This is a genomic window from Sedimentitalea sp. (assembly GCF_039973035.1).
GTDB lineage: Bacteria > Pseudomonadota > Alphaproteobacteria > Rhodobacterales > Rhodobacteraceae > Sedimentitalea.
Genome location: NZ_JBDWLR010000042.1, coordinates 65,106 through 89,741 on the forward strand (window position 1 = coordinate 65,106; position 24,636 = coordinate 89,741).

The 24,636-nt window shown below is 59.4% G+C and carries 20 protein-coding genes; 9 read left to right on the forward strand and 11 right to left on the reverse strand.

Going from position 1 to position 24,636, the window contains the following annotated elements; all coding sequences use genetic code 11:
* Nucleotides 1–9: 9 nt before the first annotated feature.
* Nucleotides 10–1,563, reverse strand: coding sequence for a calcium-binding protein (locus tag ABJO75_RS09020; RefSeq protein WP_348135418.1), 1,554 nt, complete (start codon nucleotides 1,561–1,563; stop codon nucleotides 10–12).
* A gap of 212 nt (nucleotides 1,564–1,775) precedes the next feature.
* Between ABJO75_RS09020 and ABJO75_RS09025 the strand changes: the two genes are divergently transcribed.
* Both ABJO75_RS09025 and ABJO75_RS09030 read left to right on the forward strand, forming a co-directional pair.
* Nucleotides 1,776–3,056, forward strand: coding sequence for a DUF3422 domain-containing protein (locus ABJO75_RS09025; protein ID WP_348135421.1), 1,281 nt, complete (start codon nucleotides 1,776–1,778; stop codon nucleotides 3,054–3,056).
* A 51-nt stretch (nucleotides 3,057–3,107) separates the two neighbouring features.
* Nucleotides 3,108–4,730 carry a serine/threonine-protein kinase gene (locus ABJO75_RS09030; protein WP_348135423.1) on the forward strand — a complete coding sequence of 541 codons (1,623 nt, stop codon included), beginning with the start codon at nucleotides 3,108–3,110 and terminating at the stop codon, nucleotides 4,728–4,730.
* Nucleotides 4,731–4,745: 15 nt separating this feature from the next.
* On the opposite strand, the gene ABJO75_RS09035 is transcribed toward ABJO75_RS09030, so the two are convergent.
* The 3 genes from ABJO75_RS09035 to ABJO75_RS09045 form a co-directional block, all read right to left on the reverse strand.
* Entirely contained in the window at nucleotides 4,746–5,696 is a 951-nt protein-coding gene (locus tag ABJO75_RS09035) for an ABC transporter permease (RefSeq protein WP_348135590.1), read from the reverse strand.
* A gap of 28 nt (nucleotides 5,697–5,724) precedes the next feature.
* A complete protein-coding gene (locus tag ABJO75_RS09040; RefSeq protein ID WP_348135425.1) occupies nucleotides 5,725–6,732 on the reverse strand; it encodes an ABC transporter permease in 1,008 nt (335 codons plus the stop codon).
* An 84-nt stretch (nucleotides 6,733–6,816) separates the two neighbouring features.
* Nucleotides 6,817–8,520, reverse strand: a complete 1,704-nt coding sequence (locus ABJO75_RS09045) for a peptide ABC transporter substrate-binding protein (protein WP_348135427.1) — start codon at nucleotides 8,518–8,520, stop codon at nucleotides 6,817–6,819.
* A gap of 269 nt (nucleotides 8,521–8,789) precedes the next feature.
* On the opposite strand from ABJO75_RS09045, the gene ABJO75_RS09050 reads away from it, so the two are divergent.
* The 4 genes from ABJO75_RS09050 to ABJO75_RS09065 all read left to right on the forward strand — a co-directional run bounded on the left by ABJO75_RS09050 (nucleotide 8,790) and on the right by ABJO75_RS09065 (nucleotide 13,515).
* Nucleotides 8,790–10,610, forward strand: coding sequence for an ABC transporter ATP-binding protein (locus ABJO75_RS09050; protein WP_348135591.1), 1,821 nt, complete (start codon nucleotides 8,790–8,792; stop codon nucleotides 10,608–10,610).
* Complete coding sequence (locus tag ABJO75_RS09055; RefSeq protein WP_348135429.1) at nucleotides 10,610–10,990, forward strand: VOC family protein; 381 nt, start codon at nucleotides 10,610–10,612, stop codon at nucleotides 10,988–10,990. Before ABJO75_RS09050 ends, ABJO75_RS09055 begins: the two co-directional genes overlap by 1 nt.
* A 33-nt stretch (nucleotides 10,991–11,023) precedes the next feature.
* Nucleotides 11,024–12,181, forward strand: coding sequence for an acetylornithine deacetylase (gene argE / locus ABJO75_RS09060; RefSeq protein WP_348135431.1), 1,158 nt, complete (start codon nucleotides 11,024–11,026; stop codon nucleotides 12,179–12,181).
* A 170-nt stretch (nucleotides 12,182–12,351) separates the two neighbouring features.
* Nucleotides 12,352–13,515, forward strand: a complete 1,164-nt coding sequence (locus tag ABJO75_RS09065) for a M20 aminoacylase family protein (RefSeq protein WP_348135434.1) — start codon at nucleotides 12,352–12,354, stop codon at nucleotides 13,513–13,515.
* 106 nt (nucleotides 13,516–13,621) lie between these two features.
* Here the strand turns inward: ABJO75_RS09065 and ABJO75_RS09070 are convergent, their stop codons facing one another.
* Genes ABJO75_RS09070 through moaA form a run of 3 tightly spaced genes read right to left on the reverse strand, consistent with a single transcriptional unit; the run spans nucleotide 13,622 to nucleotide 16,972 of the window.
* The gene (locus ABJO75_RS09070) at nucleotides 13,622–14,665 is read right to left on the reverse strand and encodes a glycosyltransferase family 4 protein (protein ID WP_348135436.1); all 1,044 of its coding nucleotides are present in this window, start codon (nucleotides 14,663–14,665) and stop codon (nucleotides 13,622–13,624) included.
* The gene (locus tag ABJO75_RS09075) at nucleotides 14,658–15,965 is read right to left on the reverse strand and encodes a 3-deoxy-D-manno-octulosonic acid transferase (RefSeq protein ID WP_348135437.1); all 1,308 of its coding nucleotides are present in this window, start codon (nucleotides 15,963–15,965) and stop codon (nucleotides 14,658–14,660) included. The genes ABJO75_RS09070 and ABJO75_RS09075 overlap by 8 nt, the downstream gene beginning before the upstream one ends.
* Complete coding sequence (gene moaA / locus ABJO75_RS09080) at nucleotides 15,965–16,972, reverse strand: GTP 3',8-cyclase MoaA (protein WP_348135440.1); 1,008 nt, start codon at nucleotides 16,970–16,972, stop codon at nucleotides 15,965–15,967. The genes ABJO75_RS09075 and moaA overlap by 1 nt, the downstream gene beginning before the upstream one ends.
* A gap of 122 nt (nucleotides 16,973–17,094) precedes the next feature.
* Between moaA and ABJO75_RS09085 the strand changes: the two genes are divergently transcribed.
* On the forward strand, nucleotides 17,095–17,742 hold the full coding sequence (locus ABJO75_RS09085) for a DUF924 family protein (RefSeq protein WP_348135442.1): 648 nt from the start codon (nucleotides 17,095–17,097) through the stop codon (nucleotides 17,740–17,742).
* Here ABJO75_RS09085 and ABJO75_RS09090 read toward each other — a convergent pair.
* Genes ABJO75_RS09090 through glmU form a run of 4 tightly spaced genes read right to left on the reverse strand, consistent with a single transcriptional unit; the run spans nucleotide 17,739 to nucleotide 22,143 of the window.
* A complete protein-coding gene (locus ABJO75_RS09090) occupies nucleotides 17,739–18,422 on the reverse strand; it encodes a DNA alkylation repair protein (protein ID WP_348135444.1) in 684 nt (227 codons plus the stop codon). The genes ABJO75_RS09085 and ABJO75_RS09090 overlap by 4 nt on opposite strands.
* Nucleotides 18,419–18,964 (reverse strand): pyridoxamine 5'-phosphate oxidase family protein, encoded by a 546-nt coding sequence (locus ABJO75_RS09095; RefSeq protein WP_348135445.1) that lies wholly within the window; start codon nucleotides 18,962–18,964, stop codon nucleotides 18,419–18,421. Before ABJO75_RS09095 ends, ABJO75_RS09090 begins: the two co-directional genes overlap by 4 nt.
* Complete coding sequence (glmS, locus tag ABJO75_RS09100; protein WP_348135447.1) at nucleotides 18,965–20,788, reverse strand: glutamine--fructose-6-phosphate transaminase (isomerizing); 1,824 nt, start codon at nucleotides 20,786–20,788, stop codon at nucleotides 18,965–18,967.
* A gap of 2 nt (nucleotides 20,789–20,790) precedes the next feature.
* Entirely contained in the window at nucleotides 20,791–22,143 is a 1,353-nt protein-coding gene (gene glmU / locus ABJO75_RS09105) for a bifunctional UDP-N-acetylglucosamine diphosphorylase/glucosamine-1-phosphate N-acetyltransferase GlmU (RefSeq protein WP_348135449.1), read from the reverse strand.
* Between the two features lie 137 nt (nucleotides 22,144–22,280).
* Between glmU and ABJO75_RS09110 the strand changes: the two genes are divergently transcribed.
* Both ABJO75_RS09110 and ABJO75_RS09115 read left to right on the forward strand, forming a co-directional pair.
* Entirely contained in the window at nucleotides 22,281–22,943 is a 663-nt protein-coding gene (locus tag ABJO75_RS09110) for an HAD-IA family hydrolase (protein WP_348135451.1), read from the forward strand.
* A 382-nt stretch (nucleotides 22,944–23,325) separates the two neighbouring features.
* A complete protein-coding gene (locus ABJO75_RS09115) occupies nucleotides 23,326–24,489 on the forward strand; it encodes an isovaleryl-CoA dehydrogenase (RefSeq protein WP_348135453.1) in 1,164 nt (387 codons plus the stop codon).
* The last annotated feature ends 147 nt before the right edge of the window (nucleotides 24,490–24,636 follow it).

Below are 24,636 nucleotides of genomic sequence, written 5' to 3' on the forward strand. Positions count from 1 at the left end.
GCTGTGTGGTCAGACGAATTCGAAATCGGTGATCGCCAGATCTGCGATATTGTCGAGCGAGGTCATGTGATGGACGGTCGCCGTTCCTGCATCAAAGTCTTCCACGCTCGCATAGTGAACATAGAACAGCTCTGATCCGGTATAGGCAAAACCCGATGCATTTGCGGTGTTCAGGCCCAGATCGGCAATATCGTCGGTGTTGACGACCGAGCCGGAGAAGGCCGCAACTTTGAACTGCAGCACATCCGTCCCTGACACAAAATCAGTAATCGTGTCGGCATCACTTCCTGAATAGGCGACAAGCGGGTCAGCGGCGTCTTGTGTTTGCCCGACATGATCCTCCAGTTTTACAAAGCTAAAGGTATCGTCGCCTTCGCCGCCACTCAGGGTGTCTGCTCCGGCCCCACCCACGAGCTTGTCGGATCCGGCGCGTCCCATCAACAAGTCATCACCATCAAGACCGCGCAAGCGGTTCGACAGCAGATTGCCCTCGATCACGTCGTCGAACTGCGACCCATCGATATTGTGGATCCAGCTGAGGGTATCGCCCTCAGCATCGCCGCCTCGGTAGGTCATGTTTTCCAAGGAAATTTGTACCGCGGCGGGAGAGCTGCGATAAATCGCGGTGTCAATGCCCGGACCACCGTGGATAAAGTCACGACCAGCACCACCGATCAGTTTGTCATTGCCATTGCCGCCATCGAGAAAGTCGTTGCCGCCCCTTCCGACAATGCGGCTCGGCCCGTCGCCCAAAATCAGGCTGTCACCCAGATCGGTCCCAACAAGCCCCTCGATGGAAATAAGCGTGTCGCCGCGCGCGGCACTCAACATCTGTCCATTGCGCGTATTGACCGAGACATTGTCAGTCTCACCGGCGTAGGAAACGGTATCAAATCCGGCACCTCCATCCATAATATCGCCACCCGGTCCGCCGATCAGTCGGTCGTCGCCATCACCACCCTGCAAGGTATCATCGCCACGTCCTCCGCGAAGAATGTTGTCTTGCGATGTGCCGGTCAGAACATCTGCATGATCCGAACCGAAAAGATTCTCAAATCCGGAAATGATATCGCCCTGCGCATGACCGTTTGCGGCGAGACCGGCGCCCAAATCCACGGTGACGCCTGAGTCTGATTGCCGGTACAAAAGCCAATCGTCGCCGTCTCCTCCGGACAGCGTGTCCGCGCCGCGGCCACCAGAGATTTGGTCGTCGCCGTCATTGCCGAAAATCTCGTCATCGCCTTCGCGACCCAAAAGCCGGTTGTCCAGATTATCGCCGATCAGACGATCGCCAAAGATCGAGCCGATCAAGCCTTCAATTGAATCATAGGTGTCTCCCTCGGCGTCTTCGCCCGTACCGATGCCTGCCAAGAGATCGGCGATGATCATGGTTTGCGCGTTGATGCCGAGGTACTTCGCAAAGTCGCGTCCGGTGCCGCCCAACAGACTGTCGGCCCCCAGTCCACCGATCAGCCGGTCATTCCCGGCGCGACCGATCAGAATGTCATCCGTGTCGGCACCGACCAGAATATTACCTTGTCCGGTCCCCTCAAAAATTGCCATTTCTATCCCCAAACACACGATTTAAAATAGCGGGAGGTTAGCAGAGTATCCGAAGAATCCATAGTTTTTGCGAGGCAGGCGGAAACGCTCAATATTCACGCACCCGCCCGTGAACCATCGAAGTATACAAATGTATTCCTTTAACCGTTTGAATTTGTATGGTTTAGGCGAGTCGCGCGTCGTTTTCGGTATCGCGCTGACAGGACGTTCCAATGCCGCCCATTGAAGATCATCCGCTGCGCTATCGACTGGCCAATGAACTGCACGCGCGCCCGTTTCCCGAAATCGGGCCCAGCAGCAGTGTCGTGTTCATGGCGATCAAGCAGCCAACCGAAGCCGTCAGCCGCGACCGGGGGGCGGATCTTGCTCACCTGACAGCGTTGCTGGATCGCTATGGTGCGCCCCATCCGCAGCCCGGTGCCACGCATTACACCAACCGGATTGGGCAGCATGTGCTGAAATGGGAGCAGCACACGGAATTTGTGAGCTATACGGCCTATCGCTATGGTGTGTCACACCGCCCATTTGATCCCGCTGATTTTGAGGTATTCCCCGAAGACTGGCTGGAGACTGCACCAGGGCAGAGGATCACCTCGGCAATGATCAGGGTCGAGCCGCGCCCCACGGATGAGGACATCGCCCGAAAGCTGTCGGACTGGTTCGTGCCGGAAAGCACGGCCATCGCGAATGTGCTGGATGACTCTGCGATCATGTCAGGTGATTTTCGCATCGATCCCGCCGGGCATCTGCGCTTTGCCGTGTTTGTCGGGCCGCAGACGGTCGAGGCGCGCATCGGGCGTCTCGTACAGCGCATATGCGAGATCGAAACCTATAAATCCATGTCGATGCTGGGCTTTTCGCGGTCCAGAGAGATGTCCGGCCAGATCGCGGATCTGGACAATAACCTCGCGGCACTGATGCTTGAGATGACGCAGGGGACCACACCGCCAGACGTCATTTTGCCCGACCTGCTGTCGATCTCGTCACAACTTGAAACACTGGCGGCCAGTTCGTCGTTCCGATTTGGCGCAACCGAGGCCTATGAGGCGCTCGTCAATCAACGCATCCGGGTACTGCGCGAAACCCGGTATCAGGGGCGGCAAACCTTTGGCGAGTTCATGATGCGCCGCTATGCGCCTGCGATGCGCACGGTCAAATCGACGGAAACCCGGCTTCAGGCGCTTGCGGACCGGGCCATCCGCGCCGGTGATCTGCTGCGAACCCGCGTTGATGTTGAGCGCAGCGCGCAGAACCAGGCATTGCTTGAGAGCATGGATCGCCGCGCGGATCTGCAACTGCGTTTGCAACACACGGTCGAAGGGCTGTCGGTCGTGGCTATCAGTTACTATGCCGTGTCGCTCGCCGGTTACCTGCTCTATCCGCTGACCGAGGCCACCGGCCTCAGCAAAGGCATGCTGACCGCGATGGTAACCCTGCCGGTGATCGCGCTGGTCTTTTGGATGGTCAGGCGCATCCGACGCAAGATGGAGTGACATTTACGGCTTGTCTTGGCAGGGTAGGGGTTCGCGACATGAGTCCCCTATATGGATGCAGGACAGGTGAAAGCGCCAGAGATCGAAGAAAGCCACAGCTATTCAGATTGGCACTTGCTTGCCGAGAGCCGTTTGGGCGAGACATGGCGGGCGCGAAATGCGGTATCCGGACAGAAGTGCGTTCTAAAGATCAGACGCGACGATGTCGCCAATCCCGGTGCGGCAGCGCGGCGATGGGAACAGGCCGCAACACTCGTCAGCCCACATCTGCAACGGCTCTTGCATTTCAGCGCGCAAGCGGACGGCCGTTTTGTCATTGTCCACGAATACGTTCCGGGACCGTCGCTGCGCGAGCGGATTGCGCAGGGCCCGATACCGGTTGCCCAGGCTTTGAGGCATACGCGAGACCTCTTCAGCGGGCTGATGGTGTTGCATCAAAAGGGAATGGTTCACCGCGACGTCAGCCCTGAAAACATAATCCTGTCTGCCTACGGGGCCGTTCTGATCGACTTTGATGCGGTTGGTATGCTGACCGAAGACAGCGGAATTGGCAAAACGACGCTGGCCGGTGATTTCGCAGGCAAATTGCGCTATATGTCGCCCGAGCAGATCGTCGCTGCGCCGCAAAGTGCTTCGGTTGATATCTGGGCCGTTGGGACCGTTCTCTACGAGGCGCTCACGGGCGCGCCACTGCAATCAGCCCAAAGCGTGATGGACCTTTCCCGGTCTCTTGGCGCGCCGCCCAATCTGGCGGCCGCACCTCAATCGGTACGGCCCTTTCTGGCGTCATTGCTTGCCCCGGACCCGCTGGGGCGGCCGGATGCGCAAAAGGCCATCAAATGGATCGACAGCCTGCTTGTATCGAAGGCCTCTGACAATGAACCTGGCGTCGTCGAAGATGTTGGGGCAGATGCGTTTGCTCTGCCGGTTGAGCAGGGCGAAGTCTCTGGATCAGACGGGAGGCCCGGATCAGATGACGTTGCTGCGCACCCTGCGGATGATCCCTTTGCCGAGTTTCCGCCGCAAGCGGAACCTGCCAGACCTGCGGCCTTGCCGCGTCCCAGAGCCGCGACCAAATCCGGCGGCTTAGGAGTGGGCTTCGCGATGCTCGTCATTCTTAGTGCGCTTGGGGTGCTGGTTGCCTGGGCCTTGGGATATATCGGTCAATCTAATTCAAACGTAGACTCGGTGGCCCCTGCGCAAGGGCGGTCTCCAACGCTGATGAATCCATGGAATCTCGCGCTGTTGTGTGGCGGTATTCTTCTGGTTGGCAGCAGCTTTTTCGTTGCTCGGCTGTTGAGGGCAAGCAGTGCCCGTGCCGAGGTCGCGCTGCCATACCGCGCACTGGAACTGATCAACGCACCCGACGCCCGTGATCGTCTGGCCGAAACGATCTGTCTGCGGATCGACGCTTACCGCGAAATTGCCGGGCGCGCGGCAGAGGATATGCTGACAGTGACGATGGTGGCGCTGGCCAAGGAATACGCCGAGGCGGAGAGCGCGGATGAACGATTTCGCGCATTGCAGATGTTGAATGAACTGCACGCCAAAGTGTCTGACACGCTCAAGCCTTGGTGGCTGCAATATGAGAACCTGATCGCCCGCGCGTTGTCGGCGACAACGCTTGTTGCTGGCATCGTCGCTGCGATCGAAGGGGTGCGCGGTCTCTTCTGAAATCGCCGTTATACACTATCTGCCGCGAATGCGCGGGTCCAATGCGTCGCGCAGCCCGTCACCCAGATAGTTGACGCTGAGCACGGTCAACGAAATCGCAACGCCCGGCCAGATCACCCGTTCGGGATAGTCCTGCAGATAGTCGGTGCCATCAAACAACAGCCGCCCCCATGTTGGGAAATCTGGGGGAAACCCCAACCCGAGAAACGACAGGCTGCTTTCGGTGATGATCGCCGTGGCGATCCCGAGCGTTGCCGACACCATGATCGGGCTGAGCACGTTGGGCAGAATGTGGCGCGTGATCATCTTGGTATTGGTGGTGCCGATACTGCGGGCGGCCAATACGAACTCTCGCTCTTTTAAGGCCAGCACATCGCCGCGCACGATACGGGCGGTGGGCATCCAGCTGGTGATGCCGATGGCACAGACGATCAGAATGAAAATGCCTTGTTCCGGCCCAAACGCGGCACTTAGTGGTTCGCGAAAGAGCAGCATCATCACCAGAAGGAGCGGCAGCAAGGGCAGGGCAAGAAACAAGTCGGTCAGCCGCATGAGCGGGCCGTCCAGTTTGCGAAAATAGCCGGCAATGACGCCGACAAACGAGCCAAGGAACAGCGCCAGCAGCATCGCGGTCATACCGACGGAGACCGAGGTTTGCCCCCCTGACATCATCCGTGACAGAATATCCCGTCCAAGCTGATCGGTGCCAAAAGGATGCCCCAGGCTTGGACCCTGATTGCGGGCGCGAATGTCGATCTGGGTTGGTTCGATGGTCCAGATGTACGGCCCAAGATAGACGGTGAGGATAATCAGCAGGAACAAAATACCGCCCCACAGCGCGCCCTTGTGGGTCTTGAACTGATCCCAGACATCCAGCCATTGGCTGCGGGGCGGGCGATCCGGGATCGGTCCGCTGGCGACGGCTGCCGCGGGATCATGGGCGGCCAAGGACGCCACTTCGTCCATCGGATCAGTAGACTTGTCGTGACGCGATTCAGTCATAGCGGATCCTCGGGTCAAGAATGCCGTAAAGAACGTCTGCAATCAGGTTGAACAGGACAATCAGAACGGCAAAGATAAAGGCCAGTGTCTGCACCATCGGCAGATCGTTCGCCTGAATTGCCCCGATCAACAATTGGCCAATGCCGTTCACCTTGAACACCTGTTCGGTGATGATCGCGCCGCCAAAGATCGCCGGAACGCCAAGGGCGATCACTGTCACCACCGGGATCATCGAGTTGCGCAGCACATGCACCATGACGACGTAATATTCGTTGATCCCCTTGGCGCGGGCCGTGCGTACATAATCCTGGTTCAGATTGTCCAGCATCGAGGCGCGCATAAAGCGGCTGATCTGGGCGGTGATCTGCAAGGCCAGAACCATGACGGGCATGATCATCTGCCTGAGCTGTACGACAAAGCTGTCCCAGTCAGTGACCCTGTGGGTGGTGTCATAGATCGACGGAAACCAACCGAGGTGGACGGAAAAGATCACGATCACGAGCACACCGGAAAAGAACGGCGGCACGGAAAAGCCAATCATCGAAACGAATGTCCCGGTCTGATCGAACCACGAATATTGCCGGTAGGCCGAATAGATGCCGATCGGCAGGGCGATCAGGATGCCCACGATATAAGCAGTACCCACGACCCAGAGCGTCTGGGGAATGCGCTGCGCGACGATATCCATGACCGGAGAGCGGGTCTGCCAGCTCAGGATACGCAGTTTCCCGTCCGCAAAATGGGTGCCGAATATGTTGTCGATCAGGACCTGCGGTTCGATCCAGAAGAACTGAACGATCCATTTCCAGAACCGGATCGGAATGGGCTCTCCCAGTCCAAGCGCCTTGCGCATCTCTTCCTTCACTTCCGCTGGGACTGTCAGCGGCACCTGTGACATCGGATCGCCCGGTGCCAGTTCAAGCAAAAGAAAGATGATCAGGCTGATGAAAAGGAGCGTCGGGACTGCAAGAACCAAACGTCGGATCGTAAAGGTCAGCATTCATTTGGCCTTTGCAGCTTGTTCTTTGTGCGACCGTGCCGCGCCCCGGAGCCAGTCCGGAGCGCGGCGATTCCTACCAAAGCCTTACGAACCTTGCTTGCGGTGCCAGTCGGCGACATTCCACAATTCGGAATCCCACACGTTCATGACAACACCACCGAGCGAGTTGGAGTGTGCTGAATTGCGACCCCGGTGGGTCAGCGGGATCATCACATACTCTTGCATCAGGATGTCGTTCAGCTCCTTGGCGAGGCGCGCGCGCTCGTTCAGATCGCCGGTCACGGACATCTCGGCAACTAGGGCGTCATACTCTTCCGAGCAGAAACGCATCATGTTGTTGCCCTGCCACTGGGTCTCGGGGCGGGGAAATTCATCGCAGATCCAGTTGGCCATATAAGCTTCGGGATCGGTGCCATCAAAGTTGTTAGTGAACATCTCGATATCGGCAAAGAACTTCTGGAAGGTATCCGGAGAGCCGGGATCAGATCCGAAGAACACCGATGCATCGATGCTGCGCAACTCTGTTTCGACACCGATCTGCGACCACCAGTCCTTGATCAGCGCCTGATAATCCTGACGCACGGCGTTGACCGAGGTCTGGAACAGAACCGACAGACGTACACCGTCCTTGGCCCTGATGCCATCGGCACCGGGAACCCACCCTGCATCATCCAACAGCTTGTTGGCACCCTCGATGTCCTGCACCAAGCATCCGTCATTGGCTGTCGAGGCATAGATCGCAGGGGCAGGCAGTACGTTGCAGGTCAGCTTGCCAAAATCACCATAGCCGATCTCGGTCAGCAGGGCGTTGTCGATGGCCATCGACAAGGCTTGCCGCACAGCTTTGTCGGTCAGGAACGGATGCGGATGCTTTGCTGTGCCACGCTCATCACCGAGATCGGGGTTCACATCGGTCAGGTTCACGTGGATGCGTTCAACCTGTGTGCCGAAATCGACGATGTTCGACCCTTTGCCAGCCTCTTCCATCCGCTTGAGAACATCCGGTGCCAGTTGCAGGTTCCAGGCATAGTCATATTCACCTGTTTCCATGACCGCACGACCCGCAGCCGCGGCATCACCGCCCCCCTTCAGGGTCATTGTCGCAAACGCTGGTTTGTCCGGGTCACGATAATTTTCGTTGGCAGCCAGCGTGACAACGTCATTGGGGCGGAATTCGGTCACTGTGAACGGGCCGGTTCCGATTGGGTTAAAGTTGGCCTCGGTGCATTCCGGAGCCTTGGGGCCAAGGCAGTCCTGAAACTGCGCCTTTTGGATGATCGGGGCCTGCGCGCCGACGAACGGGCCATAGGGGAAAGGCTTGGCCACTCCGAAATGCACCACGACCGTCTGTTCGTCGGGGGTATCAATCGACGTCACATCGCCAAATTTTTCGGACTGGGCACAGCCACCGCCCTCGGCAGTACAGTATTCCCAAGTGAATTTCACATCTTCAGATGTGACCGGGGTGCCGTCCGACCACAACAGACCGTCCTTGAGCTTCCATGTGATCGACTTGAGGTCTTCGCTGACGCCGCCGTTGGCAACCGTCGGCACATCCTGCGCCAACCACGCGACCATGTTGCCGTCTTGGTCATATCGGGCGAGAGGTTCGATCACCAGCGAAGCGGCTTCCAGATCTTTGGTGCCGCCTGAGAGGTAAGGGGTCATGATCGACGGCGCTTGCCAGTAGATCACCTTTACCTCGCCGTCCGATCCGCGTTCGGCCATCGCTGCGGGGGCAAATGCCGTCCCTGCGATCGCGCCGAGCAATAGGGCTCTGATTGTCATCTCTTACTCCTTGTTGGACACTTGCGCGTCTTGTCTTGCCGCATGGTTCTGCGAGCATTGCTTTTGGTTGCCTAGGGATACGCAGGTGACACGGGTGACGGGTTACGAAACAGCCTTGTTGGTGCGACATCCCTCGCAACACTTATCTGCTCATCGAAACAGAGTTTCTGAAAAATGCAAGAGTTGCCGTGGCGAAATTCAACCTCGGGGTTTGACAGTGATGGCTTTTGCGCCGTAGCGTTTGTGCTTGTAATGACTGAGGGATGCCCGTGCTGGACCAACCGATTGCACAGATCAGAGGGCTCAAAGTCGAGTTCCAGACCAAGGACGGACCGGTGGTCGGGGTCGAGGATGTGTCGTTCGATGTCAACCCGGGCGAGACCGTCTGCATTGTCGGTGAGTCCGGTTCCGGCAAGTCTGTAACATCGCTGTCGCTGATGCGCCTTGTCGAATTCGGCGGTGGCGAAATCGGCGCGGGCCGGTTGATATTTGATCGCCGCGACGGGCAGGAACTGGACGTGGTGCAGGCCGATCAGGACCTGATGCGCCAGATTCGCGGCAATGAAATCGGGATGATCTTTCAAGAGCCGATGACCGCCCTGAACCCGGTGTTCACAGTCGGGCGGCAACTGACCGAAGGTCTGCGGGTCCACAAGGGCCTGTCAAAAGCCGAGGCCGAGAAACGTGCACTTGTGCTGTTGCGCGAGGTGCGCATTCCTGAACCCGAACGACGTCTGAAGCAATATCCGCATGAATTGTCCGGTGGCATGCGCCAACGGGTTGTGATTGCCATGGCGATGGCCTGCGAACCCCGCCTGTTGATCGCGGATGAACCGACAACCGCGCTGGATGTGACGATTCAAGCGGAAATTCTGGCGTTGATGGATCGGCTGAAACGCGAGACCGGCACTGCCGTGATGTTCATCACTCATGACATGGCCGTGGTCGCTCAGATGGCCGACCGGGTCGTGGTCATGTTCCGGGGTCACAAGGTCGAGGAAGGCACCGTCGAGGAAATTTTCGAGGCTCCACAACACGATTACACCAAGGCGTTGCTGGCCGCTGTGCCCAAGCTGGGCGAGATGCGAGGCAAGGTCGCGCCGGAACCGATGAAGCTGCTCGGCGTCGAAGGGCAAAAGATTGAACCGATCCTGGGCACTGACGAAGTGCTGCTCACCGTGCGCAACATGACCACGCGCTTTCCGGTTAAGGGAGGCTTTTTCAGGCGCACGGTCGCCAATGTTCACGCGGTCGAGGATGTGTCCTTTACCATCAATCGTGGCCAGACCCTCAGCCTTGTTGGGGAATCAGGTTGTGGCAAATCCACCGCCGGTCGGTCGATCCTGCGTCTCGTCGAGCCAATGTCGGGTGAGATCAATCTGGATGGGGTCGACATTGTCAAACTGGACGGGCGTGGCCTGCGCGAAGCCCGGCTGGATATGCAGATGATCTTTCAGGATCCGTTTGCGTCGCTGAATCCGCAGATGCAGTTGGTGGATCAGGTTGCCGAACCGCTGCGCAACTATGGCACCAACTCGGCGGCGACGATACGCGACCGGGTGGCGATGCTGTTTGAGCGGGTGGAACTGCCGCGCAGCTTCATGCGCCGCTATCCCCACGAACTTTCCGGTGGTCAGCGTCAGCGCGTGGCCATCGCGCGCGCACTTGCCTTGAACCCCAAGCTGATCATCGCGGATGAGGCCGTCAGCGCGCTGGATGTGTCAGTGCAGGCGCAGGTTTTGAACCTGATGATGGAACTGCAATCCGAATTGGGGCTGTCCTTTCTATTCATCAGTCACGACATGGCGGTGGTCGAACGTGTCAGCCATCAGGTCGGTGTGATGTACTTGGGACGGATCGTCGAAATGGGCCCTCGCGCCCGGGTGTTCGAGAACCCGCAACACCCTTATACGCAGGCCTTGATGAAGGCGGTCCCGATTGCCGATCCGCGCCGTCGCAAGTCGGAAAAGGATCTCAATTTCAAACCGATCCCCTCGCCGATTCACGGTGTCGACTATCAACCCGCCCCCTCGGTCTATGACGAGGTCGAGCCGGGGCATTACGTGCTGACCACCGACAGCGGATATTGATGGAACCCCGGCTAAACCAGATTACCCCGTTTGTGCCGTGTACGTCACCGCAGACACAAATAGAGTTCTACCGGGATATGCTGGGATTTACCGTTGGGTTTCAGGCCGAGAACTACGCGTTCCTGCGTTGGGATTCCGTGGCGATCCGTCTTGTAGAAGTGGACGCGTCGATTGATCTGCACAGCCCCGAGCGGGAAGGGTCCTTCTACATTGATGTCGCCGGCATCGATGCTTTTTACGAACAGCTCCGCCCAAAGCTGGATACCTTGCCCTCCGGTCGCGTGCGCGCGCCATTTAATCAAGAGTATGGCCAGCGAGAGTTCCATGTCGCGGACGAAGACTGCACATTGGTGTTCTTCGGAGAAGCCGTGCAATCGTGACCACCCCGGCCATTGACCGATTAAGAGGACCTGATGCCTAAACGCCTTTCACCGCTCGAACTGATGACAAAGCTCATCAGCTTTCCAACTGTCAGCCGTGATACCAACCTGCCGCTGATTGATTGGGTGGAGGACTACCTGAACAGTCACGGCATCACCGCGCACCGCTATTATCACCCGGATCAGCCCAAGGCCGCGCTCTTTGCTCACGTCGGGCCGTGGGAGGAAGGCGCGGTGGTTCTCTCAGGGCACACCGATGTTGTCCCCGTCGATGGCCAGCCCTGGGACACTGATCCGTTCACTGTGGTCGAGAAAGACGGGCGTTATTACGGGCGCGGCACCTGCGACATGAAAGGGTTTGACGCCATTGCCATCTGGGCGATGGTCGAGGCACAAGCGCGCGGCTTGAAACGGCCGCTGCAACTGGCGCTCAGCTTTGATGAAGAGATCGGGTGCACAGGTGCGCCGCCGATGATCGAAGCGATGCAGCCTGTTCTGCCCAAGGGTAGCGCCGTCATCGTGGGCGAGCCTTCGATGATGAAAGCGGTAACCGGTCACAAGGGCGGGCAGGGGTATTCCGTGCATGTTCGTGGGTTTGAGGTGCATAGCTCGCTCTTGCCGTCCGGTGTCAGCGCAATTCTCGAGGCGGGGCGGATATTGGAATGGGTCAACGCCACCAATGCCGAGATACAGACGGCCGAGCCGACCCCCGTGGCGGCGATGTTCGTGCCACCCTTCACCACACTTCATGTCGGCAATATCCAGGGCGGAACGGCGCGCAACATTACCGCCAAGGATTGTCGGCTTGATTTTGAAACGCGGGTGGTACCGGGTGAGGATTCAGAGGCGTGGAAACAGCGATTTGTCGATCATGTGCGCGAGGTCGAGGCGCGCATGCAGAGTGTCCGCCCGGAAACCGGCATTGATCTTGAGCCTTTGTTTGACGTTCCGGGCCTGCGCCCCGAAGAAGATGGCGAGGCCGAGGCGATGGTGCGGGCAATCACAGGTGATAATGCCGCGCATGTGGTCAGCTATGGGACCGAAGCCGGGCAGTTTCAGGACGCAGGCTATTCCGCTGTGGTCTGCGGACCCGGCGACATTGAGCAGGCACACCAGCCCAACGAATTCATAGAGATCGCCCAGTTCAATGCGGGCGTTGATTTCATGGGTCGGCTGCTCTCCCGGTTATAGGAGGGGTAGAGGGCTTTGCCATGGTCCGCTGTACGGCGCGACACCTGCATTGACGAAAACACGCCGACGGGCTGTCTCTGCCTTGCTGAACTGGTTGAGCGGCGGATGCCAGAGGCGTAGAACCTACACAACAGCATCCACACATTTTGCAAGAATCAGGAGATACCACCATGCCCGTCAAGAATCGCTTTGCAGAATTGCAGGATGAAATCACCACCTGGCGCCGCGATATCCACGAGAACCCGGAAATCCTGTTCGAAACGCATCGCACCAGCGCGCTTGTCGCCGAAAAGCTCAAGGCATTTGGGTGTGACGAAGTGGTGACCGGCATCGGGCGCACCGGGGTTTTGGGTGTGATCAAGGGCAAATCCGACAGTCAGGGTAAGGTGATCGGGCTGCGCGCCGACATGGATGCACTGCCTATCCACGAGACAACCGGGCTCGATTATGCCAGCAAGACCGATGGTGCGATGCACGCCTGCGGACATGACGGGCACACCGCGATGCTGCTGGGCGCGACCAAGTACCTGTCAGAGACTCGAAATTTCGACGGCACGGTCGTCGTGATCTTTCAGCCCGCCGAAGAAGGCGGCGGCGGCGGTCGTGAAATGTGCGAAGACGGCATGATGGAACGGTGGGGCATTCAAGAGGTTTACGGGATGCACAACTGGCCGGGCCGGCCGGTCGGCAGCTTTGCCATTCGCCCCGGTGCGTTCTTTGCGGCGACCGACCAGTTTGACATCACGCTGAAAGGGCGCGGCGGTCACGCGGCCAAACCGCAGGAAACCATTGATACCACGGTGATGGCGTCGCAGGTCGTGATGACCTTGCAGACCATTGCCAGCCGCAATGCCGATCCTGTGGATCAGGTCGTGGTGTCGGTGACTTCGTTTGAAACTTCGTCAAAGGCGTTCAACGTGATCCCGCAAGAAGTTCATCTTAAAGGCACCGTGCGCACGATGAGCGCGGCCATGCGTGACCTCGCGGAGCAACGGATCAAGGATATCTGCAACGGCGTTGCCGCGACATTCGGGGGCAGCGCGGATGTCACCTATTATCGTGGCTATCCGGTGATGGTGAACCATGACGAACAGACCGCCTTTGCCGCCGATGTTGCGCGCAAGGTCTCGGGCGACTGCGATGATGCGCCACTGGTCATGGGGGGCGAGGATTTTGCCTTTATGCTTGAAGAGCGCCCCGGCGCCTATATCCTCGTTGGCAATGGCGATACCGCGCCTGTGCATCATCCGGACTACAATTTCTCTGACGAGGCGATTCCGGCCGGATGCAGCTGGTGGGCCGAGATTGTGGAACAACGGATGCCGGCCGCCTGAGCGGAAGGTTTCCAAGGACTGCAATTTCAACGGGTTCCAGCAATTTGTTTCGCGCGCGAAACAGGTTAACCCGTATTAAGGATCAGGTATTTGATGCGGGCTTGTCTCAGCTGCCCCGCCAAAGTTCTTGATAGACAGCCTCAATCCCCTTGGCTTCCCCGGCGGCGCTAAAGGCGGTGCTTGCCACGTCGCGGGCTGCGACGGACATGGTGTCGTGCCGATCCTTGTCCGCAAGAATCCCAAGTGCGGCCTCGGCGGCCTGATCCGGATCGTCCTGATCCACGATAACGCCGGCGCGCTCCTGTGCGGAGAATGCCCGGTAATATCCGGCGTCGCTGCCGACAAACGGCACCCCGCTGGCAATGCCTTCGAGTGGCACCATGCCGTAACCTTCGTATCGGGGGAGCTGCACGACCAGCGACAGAGTGCGCAACAACGCGGGCAATTCAGCCGCAGGAATCTCGCCGGGAAACAGAATCCGGTCAGACAGGCCCGCCGCGCTGATCTGATCCATTAATCCCTGTTGAAACCCCTGATGTTCCCGTGTCGCACGCCCCAGCACCAGCGCGACCGCACCGGGCAGTCGGGGCAACAGGCGCAGCATGGTGGCGACAAACTGGTCTGTGCCTTTTTCCGGGCGGACGCGGCCGAGCGTGGCGATGCCCATGGTGCCGCCAAAGCCAAGCGCGGCCCAGTCCGACGCGCGGTCCTGCGCCGGAGCGAACAGATCCGTATCGACGCCATGCGGAACCACGGCGCGCACGTGGGGGACATAGTCCGCCGCCGTTTCTGTCGTGGCGATGACCGCATCCATACGGCTGATAAGCCAACGGGGGTAAGCCGAATGCCGACGCTGCGCCGCAGAGGTGAACACGATCCGGATGGGCAGGCGCAGAACGTCGCGCGCCCAGATCGCCGCGCGCATTTCCGGATTGCGGCGGACATGCCAGATCGAAAATGGGCGATCTCCGGGTGGGGTCCGTGACAACGCACGAGCCTCTGCCACCGTGATCGGATCGGGGCAACCGGGCAACGGATGGCCCACAAGGCGCAGATCGTGGGATTTGGCCTGTTGGCGAATGACGTTGGCGGCAGTCGCGGACACGCCGGTAAAGCGCGGATTCAGGTTGGTTACGAACAGATCAGGCACGAGGCGCGAGCCCGAGTGCGGTGCAGAGTGTGTCGACCAGCCCGGCGAGTTTATTCTGCTGCTGCGCAACGAAATCGGCGGCGGCGGCGCGGGTCTCGGCCAGAACCTTGGGCGCGTCCAACCAAAGATTCATTCCAGTGGCCAGCTCTGCAGCATCAGCCACTTCAACCGCACCGCCCATTTCGATCAGCGGTGCATAGGTTTCGGCGAAATTTGTGACATGGGGTCCGGTCATCACGGCGGCCCCGGCCTGCGCGACCTCGTAAGGGTTGTGTCCACCAATGGGGAGGAGCGAGCCACCCAGAAACACCAGCGGACTAAGTGCATACCACGTCCCGGTCTCGCCCAGGGTATCCGCCATGTAGACCTGTGTGTCGGCGGTGATCGGATCTTGTGCGGTGCGCCTCGCCATGCGCAACCCGGCCTCATGTACCAATGCGGCAACCTCATCGCCGCGTTCGGGGTGGCGTGGAACCAACAGCAGGCAAAGATCTGGGTGATCTTTCACCAAGTGTTGATGGGCCTCCAGAACGATCTGTTCCTCGCCCGGATGTGTGGAGCTGGCAACCCAGATGGGCCGTCGACCAAGCGCACTTTGCAAATGCGCCAGAGTGTCGTGATCGACCGGCAAGGGGGCCGAGGTCGCCTTGAGATTGCTGCCCACTTCAACGCGTTCGGGATTGGCCCCGATCGAAAGCAGACGGTCGGCGATCTCGGCATTCTGGGTCAGCATCAGGGCGAAATGATCCAGAACGAAGCGGGCGGTGTCCGGGACCTTTTGCCAGGTTCTGGCCGATTTTTCAGACAGCCGGGCGTTCAGAAGGGCAAGCGGCACGCCGCGTTTTTGGCCTTCGGTCAGGATCACGGGCCAAAGCTCGCTCTCGACAAAGATGCCCGCGTCGGGTCGCCAGTGGTCATAAAATCGTGTGACCGGGCCGGGCGCGTCCAAGGGCACAAATTGATGCCGGGTGCGCGGGGGCAGGCGGCGCGCGATCAGGGCGGCGGATGTGGCGGTGCCGCTGGTGATCAGGAACTCGGCGTCGGTCAGATAGTCGCCCATATGGGTGATCAGGGTCAGGACCGACAGGCTTTCCCCGACGCTTGCCGCGTGAAACCAGATCAGCCGTCCGGCGGGGCGACGCTCGCTGGCGTTGCCAAGGCGTTCGTGCATCCGGCGCGGGCTGACATCGTGACGGCGCAACTTGCGCGAAACAACCGAATAGGCCAGCGGCGATAGCACCCTTGCAGCCCCGCGATAAAAGCGAAACAGAGCCGTCGGCGCGGCGACGGGGCGGGTCATCAGCCGCCCGTGTGGCTCATATGACGTGACATCTGCCCGTCGGGTCGCTGGCGAGAATAGTCGAAATCGTGACCTTTGGGCTTATGCGAAATGGCGGCGCGGATGGCGTCGCGCAGCGGCGCATCACTGTCCGGGTGATCGCGCAGCGGTGCGCGCAGATCGGCGTTGTCCTCCTGACCCAAGCACATGAACAGTTCCCCTGTGCAGGTCAGGCGCACACGGTTGCAGCTTTCGCAGAAGTTATGGGTGAGCGGCGTGATAAAGCCGATCTTTTGCCCGGTTTCTTCAAGCCGAACATAACGCGCGGGTCCGCCCGTACGTTCCGCCAGATCAGTGACGGTATAATGTTCGGCATAAGTGCGGCGCACATCCTTGAGCGACCAATATTGATCAATGCGGTTCTCGTTGCCGATATCGCCCATCGGCATGACTTCAATCCAGGTCAGGTCCATGTCCCGTTCAGCACACCATTTGGTGATGGTCGGCAATTCCTCTTCGTTGAACCCCTTAAGCGCGACGGCGTTCAGCTTGACCCGCAATCCGGCGCGCTGTGCGGCGTCGATGCCACGAATGACCTGGGGCAGGCGGCCCCAGCGGGTGATGTCGGCGAATTTGCCCTCGTCCAGCGTGTCGAGCGAAATGTTCACCCGGCGCACGCCAGCGGCGTAAAGATCGTCGGCAAAACGCTCAAGTTGGCTGCCATTGGAGGTGAGGGTCAGTTCCTTGAGTGCGCCGCTGTCCAGATGGCGGGTCATGGCATCAAAGAATGTCATGATACCTTTGCGGACCAACGGCTCACCGCCCGTGATGCGCAGCTTTTCCACCCCCAGACCGACAAATGTCGAACACATGCGGTCGAGTTCTTCGAGTGTCAGAAGCTCTTTCTTGGGCAGAAAGGTCATGTTCTCGGACATGCAATAGACACAGCGGAAATCGCACCGGTCGGTGACGGAAACGCGCAGATAGGTGATGGCGCGGGCAAAGGGGTCAATTAAAGGTGCTGTCATGCCTTATAGGTAAAGCGGCGGTTGCGACGCGGCAAGGGGCATATAGGTCGGTACCCTGAGATTGCGTCGGTTGCCCGGTGAAATTTACCGCGCTAGGGTTTCGTCATTCGGGGAGGAACGCCATGGACACGGAAACATACTCGCCGGAAATGGTGTTGGAATTCTGGTTTCCCGACAACGGACATGAAAATGCGCCCGAGAGCCACGCGGCGTTCTGGGACGAACGGATGCAAGGCGGTATGGACGCTGAGATCATTGCGCGTTTTGCCGGGCTGACACGTGCGGCGGCGACGGGCGCACTGGACCATTGGGCGGGCACACCGCGCGGGCGGTTGGCCTTGCTGATCGCGCTGGACCAGTTTCCCCGATCCTTGTGGCGCGACACGCCGGCAGCCTTTGCGCAGGACATCAAAGCGGCGCGGCTGGCACGGGCGGGCATCGACAATGGGGATTTTGATGCATTGGAGCCCTGGGGGCAGACGTTTTTTGTGATCGCGATCTCGCATTGTGAGGGGCCGGGTCATCTGGAAAGGATGCGCCTGCTTGATGACGTCGTGGATGGCATAGCATCGCGCCTGCCAGAGCCGATCGTGGTCGCCGGAGACATGCTCAGAGGGCAGCACGCCCGCGTTTCCGCGAACATTGAACGGTTCGGGCGCCATCCGCATCGCAATGCCGTCTTGGGCCGGCTGTCGACGCCGCAGGAGGATGCCTATATCGCCGAAGGTGACTTTCCGCATTTGCGGAACGTAAAATCCGAAGTCGGTTAGGGCCTTGGCAGGTATTTTCCCGCTTCCTTGCGGGCAAAGGGTTTCATCGCGTCGCCATGTTCCGCGAGAAAGGCCTGTACACGCGGCGCGTCATGTTTGGACAGATCGCGCAGCCACCATGCGACAGCCTTTTGGATGAACCAGTTGCGGTCGGGGACATAGCTTGCCGCCCATCCCAATATACGGTCGCGGTGGGCCAACTCCTCGGGTTTTGGATGATTCTGCTTTGTCCAAGGCAGGGTGATCACAAGTGCCGCGCGCCGGGTCCACATATGATCGGACCGGGTCCAACCCTCGACTGTATCAAGTCGCGTGGGATCTGCGACAAGACGTTTTTGCCCCGCCATGCAGACATGGTCGGCGATGGCCCAGGCGTCACAATCGGGCACCCAACTCTGAATCAAGGACCAAACGTCTTCATCCGGGCGAATCCGGGCTTGGGTGAACAGCTTTGCCGCGAGGATGCGGATTTCATGGACATCGGTGGCCCAGAGGTCGCGGGCCAGTGCAATGCGCGCATCCAGCGACAGGTCCTGCCGCAGATCGCGGGCAAGGTCGTTCAGGATCGGGTTGCCGACGCCCAGATACCGGCGGTTTGCCTTGTGATAACGCGCCATCTGCGACGCCTTTGCGGCGTCGCCCTGTTGCGCAAGAGTTATCAAGAGGTCGTCGCTGTTCATTCCGGCAGGATGCCGGTGGGCAGACCGTCAATCGTCTCGCGGTTTCGTTCATCCCAATAAGCGGAAATGCCGTGTGGCCCACGGTCATCAGCCCACTTGTCGAGCGTATCGCGATCTCGTTCAAACGCCATGAAAGGCACCTGATACCCGCATGAGGTCTGAACCATTTCGATGCTCATGTCATAAACCTGTCTTGCACCGATATGGGGCGGAAAGTGGCCGTCCAGTTCGTCCCAATCTTCGTCGCGAGGGTGAACGGTGCGCGCCTGCCCGTAGGCGCGCAGGATCAGCGGGCGTTTCTCAAAACTGCACCACATCGCGGTCATGCGGTTGACCCGCGCGAGATGCCCTGCGGTTTCGTTTCCCGAACCCGTTAGATTGCGCCAGACGAGCCGGGTGGGTGATAGAACACGCAAGGCATCGCCGCCCTTGGGAGACAGATTTATCCGCCCACCTTCGTCGGCCGTCGCGACAAAGAAAAGATGCTGCTCTGCGATAAATTCCTGATGCTTGGCGTCGAGACTCGTAAACTGTTTTGCCATCTATTCCACCGTTACCGACTTCGCCAGATTGCGTGGTTGATCCACGTCGGTGCCTTTGGCGACGGCAGTGTGATAGGCCAGTAACTGCGCGGGAACGGCATAGAGGATCGGCGCGAGCGAGGTGTGAATATGCGGCATTCGGATCGTGTCCCAGACACCATCGCTCGCCTCAGAGATTCCGCGATCATCGGAGACCAGAATGACCTTGCCGCGACGCGCCATGACTTCCTGCATGTTCGAAACCGTCTTGTCGAATAAACTATCACGCGGCGCCATCACCACCACAGGCATATGCTTGTCGATAAGCGCAATGGGACCGTGTTTTAGCTCACCTGACGCATAAGCTTCGGCGTGTATATAACTGATTTCTTTTAGCTTCAGCGCGCCTTCCAGCGCAAGAGGGTACATCTGCCCACGCCCGAGGAACAGCACGTCCCGCGCCTCGCTCAGACGTTGGGCGGCGGTCTTGATCGTGTCGTTCTGGTCCAGCGCCACGTTCAGGATCGCGGGCAAGCCCCGCAAGGCTGCGATGTGATCGGCGACGGTTTCGGCATCCAATTCGCCTCGGTCCGCTGCCGCCTTGATCGCGAGCATCAGGAGCACGGTAAGCTGACAGGTAAAGGCCTTGGTTGAGGCAACGCCAATCTCTACTCCTGCGAGGATCGGCAGGGCCAGATCGCTTTCACGGGCAATCGAGCTTTCGGGGACATTGATCACGGAAACGATCTTGTCCGCCTTGTCGCGGCAATAGCGCAGCGCGGCCAGCGTGTCGGCGGTTTCGCCGGATTGGCTGACAAACAGGGCCAGCGTACCTTCGGTGATCGGAGGCTCGCGATAGCGAAATTCCGACGCGACATCGACCTCGACCGGCAGGCGCGCGATTTGCTCGAACCAGTACTTCGCGGTCAGGCAGGCGTAATAGGCTGTGCCGCAGGCCACCATCGTAAGCCGTTGGACCTTGGTGAAATCAATGCCATCGCCGGGCAGGTTAACCATGTCATCGCCACTGGGCAAGTAGTGGCGGATGGCGTCGCCGATCACTTCGGGCTGTTCGGCGATTTCCTTGGCCATGAAATGCTTGTGGCCCGCCTTGTCGACGCTGGCGCTCTCGCGTTTGATCTTTTTGATCGCACGGTTGGCGAGTTTGCCGTTGGCGTCATGAATGGTGACGCCCTGGCGGGTGACAACCGCACGATCGCCTTCTTCCAGATAGGTGATGCGGTCGGTCAGGGGGGCAAGCGCGATCGCGTCGCTGCCCACGAACATCTCGCCATCCCCATGCCCGATGGCGAGCGGAGACCCCTTGCGCGCGGCAATGATGAGATCGTCGTTGCCGTCAAAGAGGAAGGCGAGGGCAAAGGCGCCCTCGAGCCGTGCAAGTGTCTTGTAGGCGGCCGCAATTGGATCATTGCCTTGCGATATATACAGTTCTGTCAGCAGGGCGACGGTTTCCGTATCGGTATCCGTGGTGAACTGAATGCCCTCATCAGCCAGTTCCGCGCGCAATTCGCGATAGTTCTCGATGATGCCGTTGTGAACCACGGCAACGCCCCCGGCGCGATGCGGGTGGGCGTTCTTGACCGAGGGCGCACCATGTGTGGCCCAGCGGGTATGGCCGATGCCGGACTTGCCAGCCAGCGGTTCGTGGACCAGCAGATCGCTGAGATTGACAAGTTTGCCAACCGCACGACGCCGATTCAGAACCCCGTCATTCAGCGTGGCGATCCCGGCGCTGTCATAGCCGCGATATTCAAGTCGCTTGAGCGCCTCAACCAGTATCGGAGCCACTTCATGGCTGCCCAGAACCCCTACAATACCACACATGATTACCGTTCCTTATCGCGTCTGGCCTTTTTGGCCTTTAACATTTCAAACAGCTTCCGGGCACGTCCCGGCTTGTTTTCCTGCTTGGTTCGGGAAATTGCCATCGCTTCGTCATCGACATTCCGGGTGATCACCGATCCGGTCGCGGTCATCGCGTGATTGCCGACGGATACCGGCGCAACCAACATGGTGTTTGACCCGATAAAGGCATCGGCTCCAATATTGGTCTGGTGCTTCATCACCCCGTCATAGTTGCAGGTGATGGTGCCTGCGCCGATATTCGCTCGGGCACCGACCGACGCATCGCCGATATAGGACAGGTGATTGACCTTGGCGCCTTCGTCGATGAGGGCGTTCTTGATTTCGACAAAATTTCCGACACGCGCGCCTTCGGCCAGTTCGGCGCCGGGGCGCAGGCGGGCATATGGGCCAATCACGGCACCTCGGCTGACATGGCAGCCTTCCAGATGTGAAAACGCGCGGATGGTTGCTCCGGATTCCACCGTGACGCCGGGGCCAAAGACCACGTTGGGTTCGATCACCGTGTCGCGGCCGATCACCGTGTCCTGCGCGAGATAGACGGTTTCAGGGGCCATCAGAGTGACGCCAAGCGCCAGAAGGTCCGCGCGGGCGCGCGCCTGAAAAACACCGTCTGCCGCAGCCAGTTCCGCGCGGGAATTCACCCCAAGCGTTTCGGTTTCCTCACAGGTCACCGCCGTCGCGGACAGGCCCCGCTGGTTCGCCAGTGCGACAATATCGGTAAGATAGTATTCGCCCGCCGCGTTGTCGTTGCCCACGGCAGCTATCAAATCGAACAACGTTTTGGCATCACACGCGACAAGCCCGCTGTTGCAGAGCGTGATTGCGCGCTCTGCCTCGGTCGCGTCCTTGAATTCAACGATGCGTTGCAGGTGTTCGCCTTCGGTCACCAACCGCCCATAGCGTCCGGGGTCGGCGGCGTGAAACCCCAGAATGACCAAATCATGATCGGTTCGCGCGGCCACCATCCGTTCCAGCGTTTCAGGCTGCACAAACGGCGTATCGCCATAGAGGACAACCACGTCGCCCTTGAAATCAGCCAATGCCTCGCGAGCCTGATCAACGGCGTGGGCGGTGCCCTGTTGTTCGGTCTGCAGCACGATCCGGGCGTTTTCGTTTTCGGCCTGTGCCGTCTTGGTGACCAGATCGGCACCGTGTCCTGCGACGATCACCACCTCGTCGGGCTCAAGCGCAGCACCGGCCCGCATCGCATGCACAAGCATTGGCACCTGTGCGATCGGGTGCAGAACCTTGGGCAGATCGGATTCCATCCGTGTTCCCTTGCCCGCGGCCAGAATGACCAATGCTATACTCATATGAATTCTCTTTGTGTTTTTGTTCCGACCGTTTTATCCGCTGGGCACCGCATGGCAAGGCTTGCGGCAATCAAACAAGGTTGCGGTATGCAACAGAGGCGGGCGAAATGCCGCCAGTTCGGCAAACGGGGTAGATGATGCGCACAGTGATTTTCGATCTGGATGGAACGCTGGCCGACACGTCGGGCGACTTACTGGCAGCGGCGAATGCCTGTTTTCGGGAACTGGGCCATGGTGATGTTCTGGTGCCCGGGCAGGATGCCGGGATCGCCCTACGCGGGGGCAAGATGATGCTGCGCCACGGCTTGGAGCGGTTGGGTTTGTATGATGTGACGACTGTCGAGGCACAGTATCCCGTGCTGCTTGATGCCTATCGTGGTGCAATCGACACCCATACTGTGTTGTATCCCGGTGCGATGGATGCCGTCGAGGCGCTGAAGAGTGCCGGATATGGAGTCGGGATCTGCACCAACAAACCCGAGGCGTTGGCGGAACTTTTGCTCCGCCAACTTGGGGTGCGCGATGCCTTTGCTTCGATGGTGGGGGCCGACACGTTACCCGTACGCAAGCCCGACCCCGAACCGCTGCGCGAAGCGGCACGGCGGGCCGGTGGCGACCCGGCGCATTGCGTACTGATCGGTGATTCCGATACCGACCGCAACACCGCGCGGGCCGCCGGGGTGCCGTCAGTGCTGGTCACGTTCGGGCCGTCTGGGGCCGACATGGCGGCATTGGAGCCAGAAGCGCTGTTGCGTCAGTTTGCGGATTTGCCCGCGATTGTTGCGGACCTGATCGGCTGAAGCGATCCGCTTGGCGGACCGGATCGACTGAATGACCTCATTGGAATGGCCCGATCAGCCTCGGTCTGGCGCTTGAGTCCTTGAAGAGCGTGACCCAAAATGGCCAATGACAGAGCGTCTTTTACTTTGCTTTCGCCAGCAATAACCCACCCTCGAAGCCGGTATTGAGGTTGCGTCGCGCGTTATGCGGGGCGGGCTGTGCACCGATACAACCTCACGCCCGACGAGGTGGGCGAATCAGCGCTGCTTCGACAGACAACCTGTGCCGTCTCGGCAATCCAGTTGGGGCTGCTCGACTGCACCGACCATGGCAGTTGACCGACTCGGATCTGGCTGCTAAGGGTTTATTGAACACTTGTTCATTAAACGGGAGGAGACCGCGATGTTCAACGCTTCAATGCAGTTTGACCTGGGTGAGGATGTCAATGCACTTAGGGATATGGTGCATCGCTGGGCGCAGGACCGGGTCAAGCCACTGGCCGCAGAGATCGACAGCAGCAACACATTTCCGGCGCCTCTCTGGAAGGAGATGGGTGAACTGGGTTTGCTGGGTATTACCGTCCCCGAAGAGTTCGGCGGTGCCGGGATGTCGTATCTGGCGCATGTCATTGCGGTTGAAGAAATCGCTCGGGCCAGCGCGTCGGTCTCACTTTCCTACGGTGCGCATTCCAATCTCTGTGTGAACCAGATCAAGCTGAACGGCACAGACGAGCAGAGGCAGAAATACCTGCCGGGGCTGGTGTCGGGCGAGCATGTCGGTGCGTTGGCGATGTCCGAAGCGGGGGCAGGTTCCGACGTCGTTTCGATGAAGCTGCGCGCGGAAAAGCGCAATGACCGCTTTGTCCTGAACGGCACCAAATACTGGATCACCAATGGCCCCGATGCGGATACGCTGGTGGTCTACGCCAAGACTGACCCCGAAGCGGGCAGCAAAGGGATCACCGCATTCCTGATTGAAAAGAGCATGACAGGGTTCAGCACCAGTCCGCATTTCGACAAGCTCGGCATGCGTGGGTCAAATACGGCTGAGCTGATCTTTGAAGACTGTGAAGTTCCATTCGAAAACATCCTTGGTGAAGAAGGGCGCGGTGTTGCGGTCCTGATGTCGGGTCTCGACTATGAACGTGTGGTTCTGGCCGGGATTGGCACCGGCATCATGGCGGCCTGTCTGGACGAGATCATGCCGTATATGGCCGAGCGCAAACAATTCGGGAAACCCATCGGCAGCTTTCAGTTGATGCAGGGCAAGATGGCCGACATGTACACGGCGATGAACAGCGCCCGTGCCTATGTCTACGAGGTCGCCAAGGCCTGTGACCGGGGGGACGTGACCCGTCAGGATGCCGCCGCCTGTTGTCTCTATGCCTCGGAACAGGCGATGGTTCAGGCGCATCAGGCGGTGCAGGCGATGGGTGGTGCCGGATACCTGTCCGACAACCCGGTTGGCCGCATTTTTCGCGATGCCAAGCTGATGGAAATCGGCGCGGGCACCAGCGAAATCCGCCGGATGCTGGTGGGCCGCGAGATGCTGGGAACAATGAGCTAAGCCATGTCGCGCCCTGCAGGATCGCGGTTCTCAGGGGAAAGCGCAGGGGCAATTCTGATGGGAGTGCCACGCGTTGACAGGCTTTGTGTTTGCGTTGAGCATCACCTTGCAACACCTGCGTGCCGAGGAAGAACTGATTTTCTGATG

Coding starts and splice junctions, on each gene's coding strand:
- ABJO75_RS09020 (WP_348135418.1), bottom strand. CDS start 1,563: ATGGCAATTTTTGAGGGGACCGGACAAGGTAATATTCTGGTCGGTGCC.
- ABJO75_RS09025 (WP_348135421.1), top strand. CDS start 1,776: ATGCCGCCCATTGAAGATCATCCGCTGCGCTATCGACTGGCCAATGAA.
- ABJO75_RS09030 (WP_348135423.1), top strand. CDS start 3,108: ATGGATGCAGGACAGGTGAAAGCGCCAGAGATCGAAGAAAGCCACAGC.
- ABJO75_RS09035 (WP_348135590.1), bottom strand. CDS start 5,696: ATGGACGAAGTGGCGTCCTTGGCCGCCCATGATCCCGCGGCAGCCGTC.
- ABJO75_RS09040 (WP_348135425.1), bottom strand. CDS start 6,732: ATGCTGACCTTTACGATCCGACGTTTGGTTCTTGCAGTCCCGACGCTC.
- ABJO75_RS09045 (WP_348135427.1), bottom strand. CDS start 8,520: ATGACAATCAGAGCCCTATTGCTCGGCGCGATCGCAGGGACGGCATTT.
- ABJO75_RS09055 (WP_348135429.1), top strand. CDS start 10,610: ATGGAACCCCGGCTAAACCAGATTACCCCGTTTGTGCCGTGTACGTCA.
- argE (WP_348135431.1), top strand. CDS start 11,024: ATGCCTAAACGCCTTTCACCGCTCGAACTGATGACAAAGCTCATCAGC.
- ABJO75_RS09065 (WP_348135434.1), top strand. CDS start 12,352: ATGCCCGTCAAGAATCGCTTTGCAGAATTGCAGGATGAAATCACCACC.
- ABJO75_RS09075 (WP_348135437.1), bottom strand. CDS start 15,965: ATGACCCGCCCCGTCGCCGCGCCGACGGCTCTGTTTCGCTTTTATCGC.
- moaA (WP_348135440.1), bottom strand. CDS start 16,972: ATGACAGCACCTTTAATTGACCCCTTTGCCCGCGCCATCACCTATCTG.
- ABJO75_RS09085 (WP_348135442.1), top strand. CDS start 17,095: ATGGACACGGAAACATACTCGCCGGAAATGGTGTTGGAATTCTGGTTT.
- ABJO75_RS09090 (WP_348135444.1), bottom strand. CDS start 18,422: ATGAACAGCGACGACCTCTTGATAACTCTTGCGCAACAGGGCGACGCC.
- ABJO75_RS09095 (WP_348135445.1), bottom strand. CDS start 18,964: ATGGCAAAACAGTTTACGAGTCTCGACGCCAAGCATCAGGAATTTATC.
- glmS (WP_348135447.1), bottom strand. CDS start 20,788: ATGTGTGGTATTGTAGGGGTTCTGGGCAGCCATGAAGTGGCTCCGATA.
- glmU (WP_348135449.1), bottom strand. CDS start 22,143: ATGAGTATAGCATTGGTCATTCTGGCCGCGGGCAAGGGAACACGGATG.
- ABJO75_RS09110 (WP_348135451.1), top strand. CDS start 22,281: ATGCGCACAGTGATTTTCGATCTGGATGGAACGCTGGCCGACACGTCG.
- ABJO75_RS09115 (WP_348135453.1), top strand. CDS start 23,326: ATGTTCAACGCTTCAATGCAGTTTGACCTGGGTGAGGATGTCAATGCA.